Below are 20881 nucleotides of genomic sequence, written 5' to 3'. Positions count from 1 at the left end.
TCATGCGCCCTCCGGTTCGAAATCCACCAGCATCGCGCCGGCTTCGACCATATTGCCTTCGGCGCAGTTGATGGCGGTGACGGTACCTTTCGCTGGCGCACGGATCGTGTGCTCCATTTTCATCGCCTCCATCACCACAAGCGCGGCACCGGCCTCAACCGCTGCGCCCTGCTGGCTTAGAATGGCGCGGATGACGCCGGGCATCGGGGCTTCCAGACCGCCGGTATGGGTGGAGGTATCTGCTACATCGACGGGGTCGGGCTGGCTGATGCGATAGTGCTCGCCATCCAGAAAAAGCGCGTGGCCGTTATCGCAGGCAAAGAAACGGCACTGCCTTTGCCTGCCATCGACGGTCGCCCGCAGTGTGCCGTCTTGTGAGATGCTGCCATGAGCGCGGATGGCCCGCGTGCCGATCTCCAGTGAAAAACCATCTGGCTTATGTGTAACGGCGACATCGACCGGCTGTTGATCCAGGACGAAACGCAGGGTTTCCCTCGCTGGCGCATTGAGGCGGAAAGAGTTCGTATTGTTCCAAGGGCTATAAGGATCGGCCTGCGGCTTGGCCCCGTTCCGGCGTGAGAGAAGCAGGCCGAGCGTGGCCAAAGCTATTTCGTTCTCGCTTGTGGCTCCGGGGGCAAAAAGCGCCGCCTCGTTACGGGCTATGAAGCCGGTATCGAGTTCGGCGGCGGCGAAAGCATCCAGCCCCGCAAGCCGTGTCAGAAAGGCGGCATTGCTGGTGACGCCGCAAATTGCCAGTTTTTCGAGTGCAAGCCGCAGACGCCGCACGGCAGACGGACGGTCGTAGTCCCAGACGATAAGCTTGGCGATCATCGGATCATAGTGCACGCTGATGGCGTCGCCGGTGCGTATGCCGCTATCTATCCTAAGGTGAGGTCCTTCTTCCGGAAAGGCGAGGTGGCTGACCGTGCCGATTGACGGCAGAAAATCATGCGCCGGGTCTTCGGCGTAAATCCGTGCCTCGATGGCATGGCCGTTGATGCGCAGATTGCCCCAGTCGTCCGGCAGCGCCTCTCCATTCGCAACACGGATCTGCCATTCGACCAGATCGAGCCCGGTAATATATTCCGTGACCGGATGCTCGACCTGAAGCCTTGTGTTCATTTCCATGAAATAGAACTCGCCGGACGGGTCGAGCAGGAACTCCACCGTTCCCGCACCGCGATAGTCGATGGCGCGGGCGGCGGCGACCGCCGCGTCGTACATGCGTTGCCTGAGCGTATCGGGCAGGCCGGGGGCAGGGGCCTCCTCTATGACTTTCTGGTGCCGGCGCTGGATCGAACAGTCGCGCTCGAAAAGCGAAAAACAATTGCCATGGCCATCGGCAAAGACCTGCACTTCCACATGGCGCGGTCGTTCCAGATATTTCTCGATCAGCATACGGTCATTGCCGAAGGCGGCAAGCGCTTCGCGTTTTGCGCCCGCAAGCTCTGCCGAAAACTCACGTTTTTGACGGACAACGCGCATGCCCTTGCCGCCGCCGCCGGCTGAAGCCTTGAGTAAAACCGGATAGCCGATGTCTTCTGCCTCGCCTGCAAGCTTTTTGACGGCCTGATCCTCGCCGTGATAGCCGGGCACCACGGGAACGCCCGCTTGCGCCATGAGCGCCTTCGCCTCGCTTTTTCCGCCCATGGCGCGGATAGCATCGGGTGTCGGGCCGATGAAAATGATGCCGGCAGAGGCGCAGGCGTCGGCGAAACCGGCATTCTCCGAGAGAAAACCATAACCCGGATGAATGGCTTGCGCGCCGCTTGCCTGTGCGGCGGCAATGATCTTTTCAGCATCGAGATACGACGAACGAGCGGGTGCCGGGCCGATGGCGATGGCCTCGTCGGCCAGCGCCACGTGCATGGCGTCGCGGTCGGCATCCGAATAGACCGCGACGGTGCGGATGCCCATCTTGCGGGCGGTGCGGATGATCCGGCAGGCGATTTCGCCGCGGTTGGCGATCAGTATTTTTGAGAACATCGTCGCCTCACATCCTGAATATGCCGAAACGGGTGGGTTCAATCGGCGCGTTCAGCGCGGCCGACAGGCCAAGGCCAAGCACGAGGCGGGTGTCCTTCGGGTCGATGATGCCATCGTCCCACAGCCTTGCACTGGCATAATAGGGGTGACCTTCCCGCTCGTATTTGTCCCGGATCGGCTGTTTGAACGCCTCCTCGCCCTCCTTGGACCAGTGGCGGCCATCCGTCTCGATACCGTCGCGCCGGATTTGCGCCAGAACGGATGCCGCCTGCTCGCCGCCCATGACGGAAATGCGTGCATTCGGCCACATCCACAAAAAGCGCGGCGAATAGGCGCGCCCGCACATGCCGTAATTGCCGGCACCGAAGGAGCCGCCGATGATGACGGTGAATTTCGGCACTTTAGCCGATGCAACGGCCGTAACGAGCTTGGCGCCATCCTTGGCGATACCATCAGCCTCATAGGCCTTGCCGACCATGAAGCCGGTGATGTTCTGCAGGAAAACCAGGGGAATGCCGCGCTGGCAGCAGAGTTCGATGAAATGCGCGCCCTTCAGCGCCGATTCAGAAAAGAGAATGCCGTTATTGGCGACGATGCCGACGGGATAACCGTGGATATGGGCGAAACCGCAGACCAGCGTCGTGCCATAAAGCGCCTTGAACTCGTCGAATTCGGAGCCATCCACCAGACGCGCGATGATTTCGCGCACCTCGAAAGGCTTGCGTGTATCGGTGGGCACAATGCCGTAAAGCTCCTCCGAGGAATAAAGCGGCTCTACGGGTTCGCGAATATCCAGCTCCACCCGTTTGCGGCGGTTGAGGGTGGAGACGATCCGCCGGGTCAGCGAAAGCGCGTGACGGTCGTCGCGGGCGTAGTGATCAGTCACGCCGGATTGCCGCGAATGCACATCGGCGCCGCCCAGTTCTTCCGCACTCACCACTTCGCCCGTTGCGGCCTTCACCAGCGGCGGGCCGCCGAGAAAGATCGTGCCCTGATTTTTGACGATCACGGACTGGTCGCTCATAGCAGGCACATAGGCCCCGCCAGCCGTACAGCTTCCCATCACCACGGCGATCTGGGCGATGCCTGCCGCCGACATATTGGCCTGATTGTAAAAGATGCGGCCGAAGTGATCGCGGTCGGGAAAAACCTCGTCCTGGTTGGGAAGGTTCGCACCGCCTGAATCCACGAGATATATGCAGGGCAGGTGGTTTTCGGCAGCGATCTCCTGCGCGCGCAGATGTTTCTTGACCGTCAGCGGATAATAGGTGCCGCCTTTCACCGTCGCGTCATTGGCCACGATGACGCATTCACGGCCTGCGACCCGACCGATGCCGGTGACGATGCCGGCGGCGGGAACGGGTTCGTCATAGACCTCGTATGCTGCGAATTGCGAGAATTCGAGAAACGGACTGCCTGGATCGAGCAGCGCCTCTATCCGGTCGCGCGCCAGCAATTTGCCGCGTGACAGATGCCGTTCGCGCGCCTTGTCGCCGCCGCCCTTCGAGATTTTTTCGACATGCTGCCGCAGGTCATCCACCAGGTCCGACATGAAGGTGACGTTGGCGGAAAAGGTGGGGTCGCGGTTCAGACTGGATGTAAGCTTCATCGCATTCCTCACCCGTTGCCTTTGACCAGTTCGCGGCCGATCAGCATCCGGCGGATTTCGCTGGTGCCCGCGCCGATTTCATAAAGCTTGGCGTCCCGAAGCAAGCGACCCGCCGGGCTTTCATTGACATAGCCGGAACCGCCGAGAAGCTGGATCGCATCCAGTGCAACTCGCGTCGCCCGCTCGGCGGCAAACAGGATCGCACCTGCCGCATCCTGCCTTGTGATGCGGCCATTGTCGCAAGCGCGCGCCACGGCATAGACATAGGCGCGGGAGGCGTTCATGGCCGAATAGATATCGGCAAGCTTTCCCTGCACCAGCTGGAATTCGCCGATCGGCTTGCCGAATTGCTTGCGCTCACGCGCATAGGGCAGCACCAGATCGATAGCCGCCTGCATGATGCCAACAGGGCCGGCAGCCAGCACCGCGCGCTCGTAATCAAGCCCGCTCATCAGTACCGTCACGCCGTCGTTCAAACGCCCGAGGATGTTTTCCTCCGGCACCTCGCAATCCGTAAACACCAGTTCGGAGGTGGGTGAGCCGCGCATGCCAAGCTTGTCGAGTTTTTGTGCGGGGCGAAAACCCTTGAAGCCTTTTTCGATCAGAAAGGCCGTGATGCCACGCGCACCGGCGGACATGTCCGTCTTGGCGTATACAACCAGCGTGTCTGCCTCGTGGCCGTTGGTGATCCACATCTTTGTGCCGTTCAGCACATAGACGTCGCCCTTACGTTCCGCCTTCAGCCGCATCGAGACGACATCCGATCCGGCCTCCGTCTCGCTCATGGCGAGCGAACCGACATGCTCGCCTGACACCAGCTTCGGCAGATATCGCCGCTTCTGCTCTTCCGTTCCCCAGCGATGAATCTGGTTGATGCAGAGGTTGGAATGGGCGCCATAGGACAGGCCGATGGACGCGGAAGCGCGGCTTATCTCCTCCATCGCCACACAATGGGCGAGATAGCCCATGTCAGCACCGCCGAATTCCTCCGAAACGGTAATGCCGTGCAGACCGAGTTCACCCATCTGCGGCCAGAGCTGGCGCGGAAACTGATCGTTGCGATCGATTTCTGCGGCAAGCGGCGCTATTTCATCGTCGGCGAATGCTCTTGCGCTGTCGCGCAATGCTGCGATTTCCGGGCCGAGATCGGCATCGAAAATGGCGGCGAGGTTCAAACTCATCGCTTCTCCTCCTCCGGACGGCCGTTTATCTCCGTCCCTCTCGTCAGCGGCCAGCACCTCCTCCGTGCTGGCAACTCTCATTTACGGCGCGTCACCTCCGGTGAAGGCGGCGGAACGGCGCACGAATGTCTTGATGGCGAAATTGGACTGGATGCGCGACACACCGGGAACCGTGGTCAGGAAATCCAGAAGCTGCTGATAATGCGGTAGATCCCGCACCATGGCATGAATGAGATAGTCGGAACTGCCGCTCGTCTGATAGCCGCCCACCACTTCCGGAATGGAAGCGACATGGTGCTCGAACGTCGTCAGCGCTTCCTTGATCTGTCGTTCCAGCGTGACGGAAATGAAGACGCCCATATTGCCGAGCAGCCGGTTCTCATCGAACACGGCGGTATAACCGCGAATGATGCCTTCTTCTTCCAGCTTGCGCACGCGGCGCAGTGTCGGCGTGAAGGAAAGCCCGATCCGGGCCGCCAGATCGCGCCAGCTCACACGCCCGTCATCGCCAAGCACATGGAGAATCTTCTGGTCGAAACTGTCGAGCTCAATCATGGATCATTTGCTCTATGATATGACTAATTGTTGGATCAAAGATATCGCCAATCAAAAAACTGTCAATCAAAATAGCTTTGAAATGAATTCGAGATAGTGATAGCGTTCACGTCAGTCGCGGTCCGGAGGAGATTGCGATGACGGTCGTTCTCTCGGTGGGAGGATGGCCAAGGGAGGTGAGTTTGGCTGTGCATGACCCTGTCGTTATCGTCGGGGCCGCCCGTACTGCTATGGGTGGGTTCCAGGGCGAATTCAAATCGGTGGCGGCGCCCGATCTAGGGGCGGCGGCGATCCGCGTGGCCGTCGAACGGGCCGCAATTTCTTCCGCTGATATTGACGATGTGCTGATGGGCTGCGTGCTCTCGGCCGGGCAGGGACAGGCTCCCGCCAGACAGGCAGCGATTGCCGCCGGCATTCCCAACTCGGTTGGCGCAACAACAATCAACAAGATGTGCGGCTCAGGCATGAAAGCGATCATGCTGGCACATGACCAGCTTGCGGCGGGAAGCTCTTCCATCGTGCTTGCAGGTGGCATGGAGAGCATGAGCAACGCCCCCTATCTGCTGGACCGCGCCCGCAACGGCTATCGTCTTGGCCACGGCAAGCTCACCGACCACATGTTTCTCGACGGTCTCGAAGACGCCTATGACAAGGGCAGGCTAATGGGGACTTTTGCTGAAGATTGCGCGCGAGAGTATCAATTCACTCGCGCGATGCAGGATGATTTTGCGCTCGCCTCACTGGAACGGGCGCGACGCGCCATAGCGGAGGGTGCGTTTGAAGCGGAAATCGCGCCTGTTGGCGATGATGGCGTGGACGAGTTGCCGGGGAAGGCAAAGCCGGAAAAAATACCGCAGCTGAAGCCTGCCTTTCGCGACGACGGAACGGTGACGGCGGCGAATTCCAGTTCTATCTCGGATGGTGCAGCCGCTCTCGTTCTCATGCGTCGCTCCGAAGCGGAAAGGCGAGGCCTTTCACCGCTGGCGACCATTATCGGTCAGGCCTCCTATGCGGATGAACCCGCCAGATATCCAACGGCTCCCATCGGCGTGATGAAAAAGCTGTTCGAAAAAACCGGCTGGTCGGCGAAGGATGTCGATCTGTTCGAAATCAACGAGGCTTTCGCGGTTGTGGTGATGGCGGCCATGCGTGATCTCGATCTGCCACATGAGAAGGTGAATGTGCATGGCGGCGCCTGCGCGCTCGGCCATCCCATCGGGGCCTCCGGTGCACGCATCGTCGTCACGTTGCTGGCCGCTTTGCAGCGTCGTGGGCTGAAGCGCGGCGTGGCCGCCGTCTGTATCGGCGGCGGCGAGGCGACTGCGCTTGCGGTCGAGCGGCACTGAAGGGAGGCGGAGATGATCCTGAACGAAGCCCAGCAACAGATCAGGGACATGGCCCGCGATTTCGCCCGCGAGCGGCTCGCCCCCGGCGCTGCCGCGCGCGACCGGGAAAGCCGGTTCCCGAAAGACGAGCTGAAAGAAATGGGTGAACTCGGCTTTCTCGGCATGCTGGTCTCTGAGGACTATGGCGGGTCGGAAACCGGTGCGGTCGCCTACGCCCTGGCGCTGGAGGAAATCGCTGCCGGTGACGGCGCCTGTTCCACCATCATGAGCGTCCACAATTCGGTTGGCTGCGTGCCGATCCTGAAATTTGGCACGGAAGAGCAGAAACAGCGTTTCCTCCCCAAGCTCGCCTCCGGCGAATGGATCGGCGGTTTTGCGCTGACCGAACCGCAGGCCGGTTCCGACGCCTCGAATCTGAAGACAAAAGCGCGGCGCGATGGCGACCGTTATATCATCGACGGCGCAAAACAGTTCATCACATCGGGCAAGAACGGCGATGTCATCATCGTTTTTGCCGTCACCGATCCTGCTGCCGGCAAAAAAGGCATAACTGCCTTCATCGTGCCGACAGATACGCCCGGTTACGAGGTAATCAGGGTCGAGGAAAAACTCGGCCTGCATTCTTCGGATACCTGCCAGATTGCGTTTACCGACATGGCGGTTCCAGCCGAATTACGGCTCGGTGAAGAGGGGCAGGGGTATCGCATCGCGCTCGCCAATCTGGAAGGCGGCCGCATCGGCATTGCCGCACAGGCGGTTGGCATGGCGCAGGCGGCTTTCGAGGCGGCGCGGGATTATGCCCGCGAGCGCAAGACCTTCGGGCAGGCAATCATCGAGCATCAGGCCGTGGCGTTCCGGCTTGCGGATATGGCAACCCGCATAACGGCGGCGCGGCAACTGGTGCTGCATGCGGCGGCGCTGAAGGAAGCGGGTGAGCCCTGCCTTTCGGAGGCCTCGATGGCCAAGCTCTTTGCCTCGGAAATGGCGGAGCGTGTCTGCTCGGACGCCATCCAGATTCACGGCGGTTATGGCTACATGGCGGATTATCCGGTGGAGCGGATCTATCGCGATGTACGCATCTGCCAGATTTACGAGGGAACCAGCGATGTCCAGCGCATGGTCATCGCGCGAAACCTCTGAAAATTGTTTCGTCGTCTGGAGGAGATGGCGATGGGAGGAGTAGAATGGATATTACCGAAACCACGCATCTCAGCCTGCATGTTCCCGAACCAGCGGTGCGGCCAGGCGACCAGCCGGATTTCTCCAATGTGAAAATACCCAAGGCCGGCTCCGTGCCACGCCCGGAGGTGGGCGCAGCACCTGAAGACATGCGCGATCTGGCCTATTCCATCATCCGCGTCCTCAATCATCAGGGTGAGGCTGTCGGCCCGTGGGCCGGGCTGCTTTCGGATGAGGACTTGCTCGTCGGCCTAAAGAACATGATGCGGCTGCGGGCTTTCGATGCCCGCATGCTGATGGCACAGCGGCAGGGTAAGACCTCCTTTTACATGCAGCATCTGGGCGAGGAAGCGGTCAGTTGCGCCTTCCGCAAGGCGCTTTCCAAAGGCGACATGAATTTCCCGACCTACCGGCAGGCGGGTCTGCTGATCGCCGACGATTACCCGCTCGTCACCATGATGAACCAGATTTATTCCAACGAGCTCGACCCGTTGCATGGGCGGCAATTGCCGGTTCTTTACTCCTCGAAGGAGCATGGCTTCTTCACCGTGTCCGGCAATCTTGCCACGCAATATGTACAGGCGGTCGGCTGGGCGATGGCATCTGCCATCAAGGGCGATACGAAGATCGCGGCAGCATGGATTGGTGACGGCTCGACGGCGGAATCGGATTTCCACTCGGCGCTGGTCTTCGCCTCCACCTACAAGGCGCCGGTCATCCTCAACATCGTCAACAACCAATGGGCCATTTCCACCTTTCAGGGTATCGCGCGCGGCGGTTCCGGCACCTTTGCGGCCAGAGGCCTGGGCTTCGGCATTCCGGCACTTCGGGTCGACGGCAACGACTATCTCGCCGTTTATGCCGTGGCACGCTGGGCGGTGGAGCGGGCGCGGCGCAATCTCGGGCCGACGCTAATCGAATATGTGACCTACCGTGTCGGCGCGCATTCCACTTCCGACGATCCGAGCGCTTATCGCCCGAAGACCGAGTCCGAGGCATGGCCACTTGGTGACCCGGTTCTGCGGTTGAAGAAACATCTCATCCTGCGCGGCGTCTGGTCGGATGAGCGGCACAGGCAGGCGGAAGCGGAAATTGCCGACGAGGTGCTTGAGGCGCAGCGTGAAGCGGAAAGCCACGGTACGCTGCATGAGGGCCGCAAGCCGCCAAAGAAGGATATTTTCGAGGGCGTTTACGCCGAGATGCCGCCGCATCTCGCCCGCCAGCGCCAGAAGGCAGGGTGGTGACATCATGACAAGAATGACGATGGTCGAAGCCGTCCGCAGCGCCATGGATGTGTCCATGGAGCGCAGCGGCGATGTGGTGGTGTTCGGCGAGGATGTTGGCTATTTCGGCGGCGTGTTTCGTGCGACGCAGGGGTTGCAGGGCAAATATGGCAAGACCCGCTGTTTCGACGCACCGATCAGCGAATCCGGCATTGTCGGCACGGCCATCGGTATGGCCGCTTATGGCCTGCGCCCCTGTGTGGAAATCCAGTTCGCGGATTACATGTATCCGGCCTATGACCAGATCACCCAGGAAGCGGCGCGCATTCGTTATCGCTCCAATGGCGATTTCACCTGCCCCATAGTCCTGCGCATGCCGACCGGCGGCGGCATTTTTGGCGGGCAGACGCATAGTCAGAGCCCGGAGGCGCTTTTTACCCATGTCTGCGGGCTGAAGGTGGTGGTTCCCTCCAACCCTTACGACGCCAAGGGGTTGCTGATCGCCTCGATCGAAGACCCGGATCCGGTGATGTTTCTGGAGCCGAAGCGGCTTTATAACGGCCCCTTTGACGGCCATCACGACCGGCCGGTAACGCCATGGTCGAAGCACGAGATGGGTGAGGTGCCGGAAGGGCATTACACCATTCCGATCGGCAAGGCCGAAATCCGCCGCGCCGGGCAGGATGTCACTGTCATCGCTTACGGCACCATGGTGCATGTGGCGCTCGCCGCAGCGGAAGAAACGGGCGTGGATGCCGAGATCATCGATCTGCGCAGCCTTTTGCCACTCGACCTGGACACCATCGTCAAGTCCGTCTCCAAGACCGGCCGCTGCGTCATGGTGCATGAGGCAACGCTCACGTCAGGCTTCGGCGCGGAGGTCGTGTCGCTGGTGCAGGAACACTGCTTTTATCATCTGGAAGCACCCGTCGTCCGTGTGGCTGGTTGGGATACGCCTTATCCCCACGCGCAGGAGTGGGATTATTTTCCGGGGCCGGCCCGCGTCGGGCGCGCCCTCGTCGAAGTCATGGAGGCCTGAAGATGGCGGAATTTGTTATCACTATGCCTGATGTCGGCGAAGGTGTGGCGGAAGCCGAACTGGTGGAATGGAACGTCAAACCCGGCGATCCCGTGCATGAGGATATGGTGCTGGCCGCTGTGATGACCGACAAGGCGACGGTTGAAATCCCCTCGCCGGTTGCGGGCGTCGTCACATGGTTGGCAGCGGAGGTGGGGGACACTGTGGCGGTTAAGGCACCGCTGGTGCGCATCGAAACCAATGCCTCCGCTGCCGCTGCTGCGCCCGCGGATGTGACTGAGCCGGAAGCGCCATCCGACATGACTGAGCCGGAAGCGCCATCCGACATGACGGAAGAGCCGCCAGCGGCTGAAATCCAGCCCGCCCGCGAAATACAGGATGCGCCGCCTTCCCCTGAGGTGGAACACCATAAACCTCTGGCGTCGCCAGCCGTTCGCCAGCGCGCCGACGATCTCGATATCGATCTCGGACAAGTGAGGGGAACAGGGCCGGACGGGCATATCACCCACGCCGATCTCGATACATTTCTGACCGCGCGGTCGCAATCTGAGAGGCCCGCTGCGCCGATAGCTTCCCGCGATAGCGCTGTCGAAGAGGTGAAGGTGACGGGGCTGAGGCGCAAGATCGCCGAGAAAATGACGCTGTCCGTCTCCCGCATTCCCCACATCACCTATGTCGAGGAAATCGACGTGACCGATCTGGAGGATTTGCGCACGACCATGAATGGCAACCGCCGGTCAGGGAAGCCGAAACTGACGATCCTGCCGTTCCTGATGCGCGCACTTGTGAAAACGGTCGCCGATCATCCCGGCATGAATGCCACCTTCGATGACGAAAAAGGGGTCGTCAGCCACTACGAAGCGGTGCATATCGGCATAGCCACGCAGACACCTGCGGGGCTGATGGTCCCGGTCGTTCGCCACACGGAAGCGCTCGGCCTTTGGGAGTGTGCTGCTGAAGTCGTGCGCGTGGCCGAGGCGGCGCGTACCGGCGCCGCGCAACGGGACGAGTTGACGGGGTCCACCATCACCATCAGCTCGCTTGGCCCCCTTGGCGGTATCGTTTCGACGCCCATCATCAATCACCCGGAGGTGGCGATCATCGGCGTGAACAAGATCGTGACGCGACCGGTCTGGGATGGCAGCGGTTTCGTGCCGCGCAAGATGATGAACCTCTCCTCCAGCTTCGATCACCGGGTCGTCGACGGCTGGGATGCCGCCGTCTTCATTCAGGCCATCAAGGCGCTCCTGGAAAAGCCGGCGCTGATCTTCATCGACGGCTGAGCTTCGTTTGAAAAGGATTTTCTTCCGTGAAGCACTTCAGCTTCACGGAACTGTTTCGGTGTCGGTATAGGCTTGCGTTCGCGATCTTCGGGTATAGAAGAGAAAGAACGAGAAGCGTGTTTTCTCATCATGATCATAGTGGCGGACGGGGGCGCTCCGGTGCCCAGCGCTTCGCTGTTCGTCGGCAACCGAATGAAGAAGAAGGTCCTTTCATGAGCACTCCCAAACCCGTTGTCCTGACTATTCTCGATGGCTGGGGACTGAGCGAGGACACGTCCAGCAATGCGCCGGTACTGGCAAACACGCCCACCATGGATCGGCTTTTCGCCACCTGCCCGAATGCGCGGCTGACCACCTTCGGCCCGAATGTCGGCCTGCCCACCGGGCAAATGGGCAATTCGGAAGTTGGACACACCAACATCGGCGCCGGTCGCATCGTTGCCATGGATCTTGGCCAGATCGATCTGGCTATCGAAGACGGCAGCTTTTTCAGGAATGCTGCGATGCTCGATTTCGCCGCCAAGGTGAAGGCTGCGGGCGGCGTGGCGCATGTGATGTGCGTCGTCTCCGATGGCGGCGTTCACGGCCACATCGTCCACGGTCGGGCGGCGGTGAAGCTGCTGACCGATCTGGGTTTGAAGGTCGTCGTGCACGCCATCACCGATGGTCGCGATGTCGCGCCGCAGTCTGCGGAAGGCTTCGTCGCCGCATTTGCGGCAAGTCTGCCGCAAGGCGCCAGCATTGGCACGGTGATCGGCCGTTATTATGCGATGGACCGCGATAATCGCTGGGAGCGTGTTGAAAAGGCCTATGACTCCATGGTTCTCGGCCGGGGCGAACATGCGCCGGATGCGGTGAGCGCCGTTGCCGCGAGCTACAAAAATGATGTTACGGACGAATTCATCCTGCCAACGGTCATCGGTGGTTACGAAGGCTTCAAATCCGGTGACGGTCTCTTCTGCCTGAATTTCCGTGCCGACCGTGCCCGTGAAATCTTGCTTGCCATCGGTGCGGACGATTTCGACGGGTTTGTCCGTGAAAAGCCTGTGCTTTCGGCGCTGCTTGGCATGGTGGAATATTCGACCAAACATGCGACCTTCATGACGACGGCTTACCCTAAGCGTGATATCGAAAATACGCTGGGTTCCTGGGTTGCCAAGCAGGGTCTGCGGCAGTTCCGTCTGGCCGAGACGGAAAAATATCCGCATGTCACCTTCTTCCTGAATGGTGGCAAGGAAGAACCTGAAGTGGGCGAAGACCGCTTCATGCCGAAGTCTCCCAAGGTTGCGACCTACGATTTGCAGCCGGAAATGAGCGCGCCGGAAGTGACGGAGAAATTCGTCGAGGCGATCGGCAAGGGTTACGATCTCATCGTCACCAATTACGCCAATCCCGACATGGTGGGCCATACCGGCGATCTGCAAGCCGCGATCAAGGCTTGCGAAGCCGTGGACCGGGGGCTCGCCGCAGTCGTTGCCGCTCTGGAAAAGGTTGGCGGCGCCATGCTGGTGATTGCGGATCACGGTAATTGCGAAACCATGGTCGACCCGGTAACCGGTGGCCCGCACACCGCGCACACCACCAATCCGGTGCCGGTGATCCTGTTCGGCGGACCTGAAGGCGCGAAGCTGCATGACGGTATCCTTGCCGATGTCGCTCCCACGCTGCTGCAATTGATGAATGTGCCGCTGCCTGCGGAAATGACGGGCAAAAGCCTGATCGACCTGTAATCCAGCGACGATGCGCGAGAGCCTGCTGCTCTCGCGCATGTCCAGGCGAGGCGGAAATGCTTACCGTTTGGCGTAGATTCGGTCGTGAACGAGCATGCCGGCGATCATGGCACAAACGAAGAGAATGACCGGCATTAGGCCGAGAGCAAGTGCCGATATCGCCGGGCCAGGGCAGAAACCGGCAAACCCCCAGCCTGCGCCGAAAATAGCCGAGCCCACAACCAACGGCGCGTCGACCCGAGTTTTGGCGGGAAGGTGAAATTCCGCACCGAGAACCGGTTTGGCTAGAAAACGGGACAACAGAACGCCCGGAACGGCGACCAAGACCGCACCGCCGAGAACGAACATCAGGCCCGGGTCCCAATGGCCGCTCGCCACGTCGAGAAAACCTGAAACGCGTGCAGGATCGATCATGCCGGACAGGGAAAGGCCGAATCCGAACAGTGCCCCGGCCACAAGTGCCACCACGAAACGCGCTATGACGGGATTTTTCATGACAGCGCTCCAGTTATCGTCGCGGCGAGGATACCGGTGATCAGGAAGATGGCAGTGGCGGTGATGGAGCGCCGGGAAAATCGCGCAAGCCCCATGATGCCATGGCCGGATGTGCAGCCGGATCCCATGCGCGTACCAAACCCCACCAGCAGGCCAGCAATGACGATCAGCGGCCAGGGTGCAGATATGGTGAGCGCGGGAAAGCGGCCGAATGCAGTGGCGTAAAGATAGGGGCCTGTCAGCAAACCTGCGACGAAGGCCACATCCGTCAAGCGCCGTTCTTTGCCGAGCACATTGCCCAGGATGCCGCTGATGCCGGCGATGCGGCCGTTAAAGAGAAACAGAAGAATACTCGCGAGGCCAAGCAGCATACCGCCGAATAGAGAGGGCCAATAGGCCGTCACGGGTTTTCCTCCGGCGCACAGAAGATGGTATAGAGAGCCTCGATCAGCTGCGCCGCTTTTTCCTCGGTTAACCGGTAGAAGATCTGTTTGGCCTCGCGCCGCGTTTCAACAACGCCCGCCTCACGCAAAACCCCAAGTTGCTGGGAAAGTGTGGGCTGGCGGATATCCAGCTTGGCTTCCAGCTCGCCAACGGAAAACTCGCCCTGCGCCAGCGTGCAGGCGAGCATCAGCCGCGCGGGATGGGCAAGCGTCTTCAAGAGTATGGCGACCTCGACTGCGCGTTCCTCCATTTCGGCAAGCGGGATTTCGGTGATATCAGGTATCTGTTTCCGCATGTTTTCCTTCACCATGTGCTGCCCTCCAGCACGTCGAGCGGGAATTTCAGATAACGTTTGCCATTGGCCTCCGGCTCCGGCAGGCGGCCGCCACGGATATTGACCTGCAAGGCGTGCAGAATTAGCTTCGGCATCGGCAAGGTGCGATCCCGCGCCTCGCGCAGCTGGATGAAACTTTCCTCTGTCATGCCAGCCAGATGCGGATTGCCGCGTTTCTGTTCTCCAACAGTGCTTTCCCATTTGGGCGCGCGGCCACCGGGTTGATAGTCATGGCCGGTGAAAAGCCGCGTTTCGTCGGGAAGGGCGAGGATGTCCTGAATGGATTCCCAGAGTTCTCTGGCGCTGCCGCCTGGAAAATCGGCGCGCGCCGTGCCGGAATCGGGCATGAAGAGAGTGTCATGCACGAATGCGGCGTCGCCCACCACGTAGGTCACGGAGGCGAGCGTATGTCCGGGTGAAAACAGCACGCGAGCTTCCAGCGAGCCGATGTTGAACCGGTCTCCCGCTTCAAACAGCCGGTCCCATTGCGAGCCGTCTGTTTCAAGATCGGGCCAGTTATATTTCTCCTGCCACAGCCGCTGCACACCGGTGACCTTGGCGCCGATTGCCGTTTTCGCGCCGGTTCTTTGGCTGAGATAGTGGGCGGCGGAAAAATGGTCGGCATGCGGATGCGTGTCTAGAACCCATTCCACCGACAGGCCTTGCTCCTTGACATAGGCCAGAATGGCATCGGCATTCACCGTGCCGGTCGCCCCGGATTTCTCGTCGAAATCGTAGACCGGATCGATGATGGCGCAGCGCCGGGTTGCGGGGTCGGAAACGACATATTGCACGCTCGATGTGCTCGGATCGAAGAAAGCCTTGACGTGCGGCTTTGCCGCAGCCTGCCGCTCCAGCCAGCGGACGGCGCCGGAAAGATCGAAACCATGCTGTTGGCCGAAAGTCGCGATCTCGCTTTGTTTCATGCGCCCGTCCAGCGCTTCGCCAAGCACATAGAGGGTCAGCGCTCGCGCTCCACCCTTGCAATGGGCGAATACGGGGCCTTTTGCCTCGGTCATCGTCTGCTGAAAGGCACGAATATCGGCTTCGGTGATTGTCGGGCCGTTGACCGGAATGAAACTGTAGGCCAGACCCGCAGCATTGGCGGCGCTTTTTTCATGTTCATTGCCCGGCTGGCCGGGCTCTTCGCCATCCGGCCGGGCATTGATGATGCTTTTGTAGCCCTGATCGGAAAGCGATGAAAAGTCGGAGATCTCCGGCTGGCCTGCGACCGTCAGACGTTCGTTGATCCTCACGGCACTCATCGGTTTCTCCTGTTGTTCTAAATTAATATACGTTATCATATAATGTATATTGTTCGGCGGCAACAGACGGAAGAGAAAATTTCAGAGGCGGCGATTTCCTGTGTTCGCGACGAAATCACAAACTTGCCCGAAGGGAATCGAGCAAGTGTGCTTTTCCGGGAAGCCCGCAGGGGGCAGTGTGGGCGGGGGCTGGCTTCAGGCGAAAAGCTTGCGGCGCGTCGCTTTCCAGCCAAGACAGATTGCCGCGACAAGCAGGGCGAGTTGAGCGACAAGGAATGGTGGTTCGTTGCCATTCGGCGCCAGTGCGTTCAGTGCCTCGACCTTGAGAAAGGACTGAACGATCAGTACGAACATATTCAGATAAAGGCCCATCGTGGCGGTGATCGAATAAACAGTTCGCGCCCTGCCATTGAGACCGTATCCGTAAAGCGCGACCAGCGCGACCGCCAGAATGATGGTCGAGATGATGCCGACGCCGAGTGCCGGTGTGAAGTTGCCGATTGGAAACAGGAAGCCGGTGAGCGTTGTGGCGAGCGTGGTGACGAGAAACAGCGCCATCATGCGCGGCATCCATCGCCCTGCCGCATAAGCGGGCAGGGCGATCAATCCGGTTACGATGCCTATGAGGCTCAAGGCAACGTGCAATGTCGTGAATTGGGGAATGGTCAGTCCGAGGATCATGATGCGTCTCCCTCTATTCAGTTTGGGTTGCACCATACCGGCTGGCGGCATGTGCATGCGATAGATTGGGCCTCAATGCAGAGCGCGCCGCAAGGAAATTTTCAAGGTCTGCCGTATCCGGCAGGGAAGGAATGGTCAGCGTCTCGCCCAGATCAAGACCGGCCAGGGCCGCATCCACCATCTCGTGAGCATCCATGACCATGGCGGCGGGAATGGCTTCGAGACGTTCCTCTGCCCAGATGGCCGTGCGGGTGATGCCCGGCAGGACACCCTGAACCCGCACGCCGTAAGGGGAAAGCTGCGCGTGCAGCGCTTCGGTGAAGGCAAGCACAAAGGCTTTGGTCGCCGGATAAACGGCGGTAAATGCCGCCGGCATCAAGGCCGTGACCGAGGTGATATTGATGATCGTGCCCTTTCCATCTGCTGCAAGACGCGGTGCGATCGCCGCTGCAAGCCGGGTGACGGCAAGGATATTGAGATTGATCATCGTCGTGACATGGGCCGGGTCCAGTTCCGTGATAGCGCCGTCTCCGGCAATACCGGCATTGTTGACGAGACCGGTGATCCGCCGGTCCTCGCGCAGCCGTGCCTCAACCCTTTCGAGGTCTTCCGCCCGTGAAAGGTCTGCTGCCAGAACCTCGACAGCGATCTGGTGATCCTTTTCCAACCGCTCGGCTAGCGCCTTCAGCTTTTCGGCGCGTCGCGCCACGAGGATGAGATCATGGCCGCGTTTTGCGAGGCGCTCGGCATAAACAGCGCCAATGCCATCAGACGCGCCGGTGATGAGAAACGTATTCTGTGTCATGTCCCATGTTTCCTTTGTCTGATGGTTCAGGCGTTGATGAAAGCAAGAAGGTCGGCGTTGAACCGGTCCTGATGGGTCTGTGTCAGTCCATGGTCGGCGCCCTCATAGACCTTGAGGGTCGCATGTTTGACGATCTTGGCCGTGGAGAGCGCCGAAGCGCCGATCGGCACGATCTGGTCGTCGTCGCCGTGCAGTACGAGCGTTGGCTTGTCGAAAGCCTTCAGGTCCTGATGGAAATCGCTTTCCGAAAAGGCGCGGATGCTGTCGAGCTGGCCCTTGAGGCCGCCCATCATGCCCTGCCGCCAGAACTCGTCGCGAATACCTTCAGAAATCGCAGCACCTTCACGGTTGTAGCCGTAGAAAGGCATGGTCAGATCCCTGAAGAACTGGCTGCGATTGTCGTAGGTACGCTTGCGGATGCCGTCGAAAACATCGATCGGCAGGCCGATGGCATTGCTTTCCGTCTTCAGCATCAGCGGCGGTACTGCACCGATGAGGGCGATCCTGGCGACGCGGGCCGTACCATGACGGCCGATATAGCGCGTCACCTCGCCGCCGCCGGTGGAATGGCCGACGAGAATGATGTCGTGAAGATCGAGCTGTTCGATCAGCTCGGCCAGATCGTCAGCATATTGATCCATGGTGTTGTTGTGCCAGACCTGGTCGGAGCGGCCGTGGCTGCGGCGATCATGGGCGATGGTGCGGAAACCGTTATTGGCAAAGAATACCATCTGCGCGTCCCATGCATCGGCACTGAGCGGCCAGCCGTGGGAAAAGATGATGGTCTGGCCGTCTTTCGAACCCCAGTCCTTGTAGAAGATGTGCGTTCCGTCTCTGGTGACTATCGTTGTCATGGCTCTCTCTCCTGTTGCGGGTGGTTTGCTTGCGTCCTGTGAGAATAGAGATACTCTGGAGACAGCCGGGGCTGGATTGGCGCTTCTGACAGAAAACGAGCCGAAACTGACAAAACGGGGATGTGAGGCATGGCGGGTGTTGCGGGAAGTGCGCTGGAAGTCGGTCTGGTTCTTTACCGGGACTGTCAGGTCGCCATGGTGCACGGCATCACCGATCTTTTTGCCATCGCCTCGGTCTTCTCAGAGGATCGTGGTGGGCCGAAACTGCGCGTCAGCCACTGGAGCATGGGTGAGGGCGGTGAGTTTTCCCGTTGTCATGACACCGAGCCGGGCAGGCCGGGGCATCCCGATATCTTCGTCGTACCCGGCCGGCTGACCGGGCCAGCCGAAATCGATGAGGCCGGGCCCTATGCCCGCTGGCTGCTGGACCGGCATGCGCAGGGCGCGACGCTGGCAGCCAGTTGCGGCGGTTCCTTCATCATCGCTGCGACAGGTCTTTTGGCCGGCCGCCCGGCCACTACCCACTGGCTGTTTGCCGAACGGTTTCGCGAGCGCTTTCCCGATATCCGTCTGGAGATAGACAAGATCGTCATTGAGGACGGCGATATCATCACGGCTGGTGGGTTGATGGCATGGACCGATCTTGGCTTGCGCATCGTTGATCGGCTGCTCGGACCTTCGGTGATGATCGAGACCGGAAAGTTCCTGCTGATCGACCCTTCGGGGCGGGAGCAGCGACATTACAGCAGTTTCGCACCGCGGCTGACGCATGGCGATGAGCCGATCCTGAAGGTGCAGCACTGGCTGCAGGCCCGCGCCGGGCGGGCGACGAGCGTTACCGATATGGCCGGCCATGCCGGGCTGGAGGAGCGAACCTTCCTGCGCCGCTTCAAGGCCGCCACCGGTATGAAGCCGATCGAATATGTCCAGCATCTTCGTGTCGGCAAGGCGCGGGAACTGCTGGAATTCACCCGTCGTTCGGTAGACCAGATTGCCTGGTCGGTGGGATACGAGGATGCCGCTGCCTTCCGTCGCGTTTTTCACCGTATTCTCGGCCTCTCGCCGGGCGAGTACAGAAACCGCTTTTCCAGCGGTTCGGCCATGGTGGCCGCCTGAGGGCAAATCCCGCTGTTGCGACATTGCCGATTTGCAACGAGGTTGGTGCGAGAAGCGCGGCCCTTGCAATGTGGCGGGTGTTTGCTAACATGCCAGACAAGTTTAAAACAGGTGGGCCGGAATGGACGTTGAGAGCAGCACGAAGCCGGGAATATCGCTCGCGGCGAAAATCAGCTCCGCATTGCGGCGGGATTTGTCTGAAGGCGTGTTCCGTCCCGGCGACCGGCTCCCGAGTGAGAGCGCGCTGACACGCGAATATTCCGTCAGTCGCACCGTGGTGCGGGAGGCCATCGCCATTCTGCGCGCGGATGGTCTCGTTGAGGCCCGCAAGGGAGCGGGCGTTTTTGCCATTGAGGTGAAGCCGGGCAAGGAAGTGCCTTTCAATGATCTCGCCGTGGGGCGGATCTCCTCGGTAATCGAACTGCTGGAATTGCGCACCGTCTTCGAAGTTGAGTCCGCCGGGCTTGCGGCATCGCGTCGTTCCGCGGTGCAGGTGGAGTCGATTGTCGATGCGCATCGGCGCGTCGGCGACTGTCTCGCCGCCGGGTTGCCGACGCGGGATGCCGATTTCGAGTTCCATCTGGCCATTGCACAGGCGACACAGAACAGGCGATTCCCCGAGTTTCTTCAACTCATCCGCTCCGGCATCATTCCGCGTGGCGAATTACAGGGGGCGGCGCCCGGTTCCCGTCCGAAGGACTACAATCTTCATCTCCAGGAGGAGCATGCGAAGATCGTTGACGCCATCATCGAAGGCGATGCCGATGCTGCCCGCCAATATATGGCGGCGCATCTGCGCGGCAGTCTTGAGCGCTACAAGGTGCTTTTGCGCTCCCGCACAGCCGCCGAATAACTCGGAAATTTCAGCTTTCTCAGCAGGTTAAGCGCTCGCCCGTCGGTAGAAGGCCAGAGAGGCGGCAAGCGTCAAAAGCGCGCCTCCGCAAATGCGGTCGAGCCATAGTGCCCCTGACTTCCGCAACAGTCTGACGGCCTGCGAGCCCAGCAGGGCATATCCGAACATGACGATGAAATCGATGCCGGCAAAAACCAGCGCAAGCACCGCATATTGCTGGATCTGCGGTGCTGCCGGATCGATGAATTGCGGCAGGAAAGCCGAAAAGAACAGATATCCCTTGGGGTTGGTCACGGCCACAAAAAAGCTTTTGAGGAAAATCGAGCGGGCGGAAGTGGCCCCGGAAGTATCTGCCGATTGAAGAGCGCCATCGAGCCAGCCTCTGGAGCGCAAAAGCACGACGCCGAGGAAGGCAAGATAACAAACGCCGACCCATTTGACGACGCCGAACCAGAACTCTGAGGCGGCGAGCAATGCTCCCAATCCCAGTGCGACCGCGCCGATCAGAACGAAATCGGAGAGGACCGCGCCGGCCATGCCGGTCAAGGCACGGCGGACCCCGAAACGCGAGCCATTCGCAAGCGCGAGCAAAACCGTCGGCCCAGGTGTGGCAATACCGATAAAGGCGACTATCGCAAATGCCAGAAGTGTCATTTCCGCCATCTCTTCCTCCCCCTTGAAGTAGGAGATGTGCCGGCGCCGGACCGGCATCTCCAAAGGCAGTTCGAAGCGAAGAATACAGGCTTTTGTCATCGCGGCAATATGTGCGATTCCTTTTCCGGCAAAGCAAAGAACCGTTGGATTTAGGATTAAATCTCGGTCTTGAAAGGCAGCGTTGTTGCCTGCTTCAGTCATCTTCCACGCCTGCCGCAAGACCAATTTTATCGGCATATGCTTGACAGC

General features: G+C 60.2%; 20 protein-coding genes. 8 read left to right on the top strand and 12 right to left on the bottom strand.

Features of this window, described 5'->3' with window-relative positions; translation table 11 throughout:
* From CRP02_RS06175 to CRP02_RS06160, 4 genes are all read right to left on the bottom strand, one after another.
* Entirely contained in the window at window positions 1-1986 is a 1986-nt protein-coding gene (locus CRP02_RS06175) for an acetyl/propionyl/methylcrotonyl-CoA carboxylase subunit alpha (RefSeq protein ID WP_097170571.1), read from the bottom strand.
* 7 nt (window positions 1987-1993) lie between these two features.
* The gene (locus CRP02_RS06170; RefSeq protein WP_097170570.1) at window positions 1994-3595 is read right to left on the bottom strand and encodes a carboxyl transferase domain-containing protein; all 1602 of its coding nucleotides are present in this window, start codon (window positions 3593-3595) and stop codon (window positions 1994-1996) included.
* A gap of 8 nt (window positions 3596-3603) precedes the next feature.
* Complete coding sequence (locus tag CRP02_RS06165; RefSeq protein WP_097100027.1) at window positions 3604-4776, bottom strand: isovaleryl-CoA dehydrogenase; 1173 nt, start codon at window positions 4774-4776, stop codon at window positions 3604-3606.
* An 81-nt stretch (window positions 4777-4857) separates the two neighbouring features.
* A complete protein-coding gene (locus CRP02_RS06160) occupies window positions 4858-5331 on the bottom strand; it encodes an Lrp/AsnC family transcriptional regulator (RefSeq protein ID WP_003500312.1) in 474 nt (157 codons plus the stop codon).
* 137 nt (window positions 5332-5468) lie between these two features.
* On the opposite strand from CRP02_RS06160, the gene CRP02_RS06155 reads away from it, so the two are divergent.
* From CRP02_RS06155 to gpmI, 6 genes are all read left to right on the top strand, one after another.
* A complete protein-coding gene (locus CRP02_RS06155) occupies window positions 5469-6677 on the top strand; it encodes an acetyl-CoA C-acyltransferase (protein ID WP_102026098.1) in 1209 nt (402 codons plus the stop codon).
* Window positions 6678-6689: 12 nt separating this feature from the next.
* Window positions 6690-7817 carry an acyl-CoA dehydrogenase family protein gene (locus CRP02_RS06150; protein ID WP_097170568.1) on the top strand — a complete coding sequence of 376 codons (1128 nt, stop codon included), beginning with the start codon at window positions 6690-6692 and terminating at the stop codon, window positions 7815-7817.
* A 44-nt stretch (window positions 7818-7861) separates the two neighbouring features.
* On the top strand, window positions 7862-9100 hold the full coding sequence (locus tag CRP02_RS06145) for a 3-methyl-2-oxobutanoate dehydrogenase (2-methylpropanoyl-transferring) subunit alpha (protein ID WP_097100029.1): 1239 nt from the start codon (window positions 7862-7864) through the stop codon (window positions 9098-9100).
* A 4-nt stretch (window positions 9101-9104) separates the two neighbouring features.
* On the top strand, window positions 9105-10118 hold the full coding sequence (locus tag CRP02_RS06140) for an alpha-ketoacid dehydrogenase subunit beta (protein ID WP_097170567.1): 1014 nt from the start codon (window positions 9105-9107) through the stop codon (window positions 10116-10118).
* Window positions 10119-10120: 2 nt separating this feature from the next.
* Window positions 10121-11401, top strand: coding sequence for a dihydrolipoamide acetyltransferase family protein (locus tag CRP02_RS06135; RefSeq protein ID WP_097170566.1), 1281 nt, complete (start codon window positions 10121-10123; stop codon window positions 11399-11401).
* A gap of 212 nt (window positions 11402-11613) precedes the next feature.
* Complete coding sequence (gene gpmI / locus CRP02_RS06125; protein WP_097170565.1) at window positions 11614-13131, top strand: 2,3-bisphosphoglycerate-independent phosphoglycerate mutase; 1518 nt, start codon at window positions 11614-11616, stop codon at window positions 13129-13131.
* A gap of 60 nt (window positions 13132-13191) precedes the next feature.
* On the opposite strand, the gene CRP02_RS06120 is transcribed toward gpmI, so the two are convergent.
* The 7 genes from CRP02_RS06120 to CRP02_RS06090 form a co-directional block, all read right to left on the bottom strand.
* Window positions 13192-13626 (bottom strand): YeeE/YedE family protein, encoded by a 435-nt coding sequence (locus tag CRP02_RS06120; protein WP_097170564.1) that lies wholly within the window; start codon window positions 13624-13626, stop codon window positions 13192-13194.
* Window positions 13623-14030 carry a YeeE/YedE family protein gene (locus CRP02_RS06115; protein ID WP_097170563.1) on the bottom strand — a complete coding sequence of 136 codons (408 nt, stop codon included), beginning with the start codon at window positions 14028-14030 and terminating at the stop codon, window positions 13623-13625. The genes CRP02_RS06120 and CRP02_RS06115 overlap by 4 nt, the downstream gene beginning before the upstream one ends.
* Window positions 14027-14380, bottom strand: a complete 354-nt coding sequence (gene bigR, locus CRP02_RS06110) for a sulfite-sensing transcriptional repressor BigR (RefSeq protein WP_003511171.1) — start codon at window positions 14378-14380, stop codon at window positions 14027-14029. Before bigR ends, CRP02_RS06115 begins: the two co-directional genes overlap by 4 nt.
* Window positions 14374-15669, bottom strand: a complete 1296-nt coding sequence (gene blh / locus CRP02_RS06105; protein WP_097170562.1) for a bifunctional sulfur transferase/dioxygenase Blh — start codon at window positions 15667-15669, stop codon at window positions 14374-14376. Before blh ends, bigR begins: the two co-directional genes overlap by 7 nt.
* 195 nt (window positions 15670-15864) lie before the next feature.
* The gene (locus tag CRP02_RS06100) at window positions 15865-16350 is read right to left on the bottom strand and encodes a hypothetical protein (RefSeq protein WP_097100036.1); all 486 of its coding nucleotides are present in this window, start codon (window positions 16348-16350) and stop codon (window positions 15865-15867) included.
* Window positions 16351-16363: 13 nt separating this feature from the next.
* Window positions 16364-17155 carry an SDR family NAD(P)-dependent oxidoreductase gene (locus CRP02_RS06095; protein ID WP_097170561.1) on the bottom strand — a complete coding sequence of 264 codons (792 nt, stop codon included), beginning with the start codon at window positions 17153-17155 and terminating at the stop codon, window positions 16364-16366.
* A gap of 26 nt (window positions 17156-17181) precedes the next feature.
* Window positions 17182-18009: an alpha/beta fold hydrolase gene (locus CRP02_RS06090; RefSeq protein ID WP_097170560.1), complete on the bottom strand. Its 828-nt coding sequence runs from the start codon at window positions 18007-18009 to the stop codon at window positions 17182-17184.
* Window positions 18010-18138: 129 nt separating this feature from the next.
* On the opposite strand from CRP02_RS06090, the gene CRP02_RS06085 reads away from it, so the two are divergent.
* Entirely contained in the window at window positions 18139-19125 is a 987-nt protein-coding gene (locus CRP02_RS06085) for a GlxA family transcriptional regulator (RefSeq protein ID WP_097170559.1), read from the top strand.
* Window positions 19126-19246: 121 nt separating this feature from the next.
* Window positions 19247-19978, top strand: a complete 732-nt coding sequence (locus CRP02_RS06080) for a FadR/GntR family transcriptional regulator (RefSeq protein WP_097170558.1) — start codon at window positions 19247-19249, stop codon at window positions 19976-19978.
* A 27-nt stretch (window positions 19979-20005) separates the two neighbouring features.
* Here CRP02_RS06080 and CRP02_RS06075 read toward each other — a convergent pair whose 3' ends face one another.
* On the bottom strand, window positions 20006-20641 hold the full coding sequence (locus CRP02_RS06075; RefSeq protein ID WP_097171264.1) for a LysE family translocator: 636 nt from the start codon (window positions 20639-20641) through the stop codon (window positions 20006-20008).
* Between the last annotated feature and the right edge of the window lie 240 nt (window positions 20642-20881).

This window comes from Rhizobium sp. AN5 (assembly GCF_900215255.1).
In the GTDB taxonomy this organism is placed as follows: Bacteria; Pseudomonadota; Alphaproteobacteria; order Rhizobiales; family Rhizobiaceae; genus Agrobacterium; species Agrobacterium tumefaciens.
The sequence above is the reverse complement of the archived record's forward strand: the minus strand, read 5'-3'. Positions and strand labels throughout refer to the sequence as shown.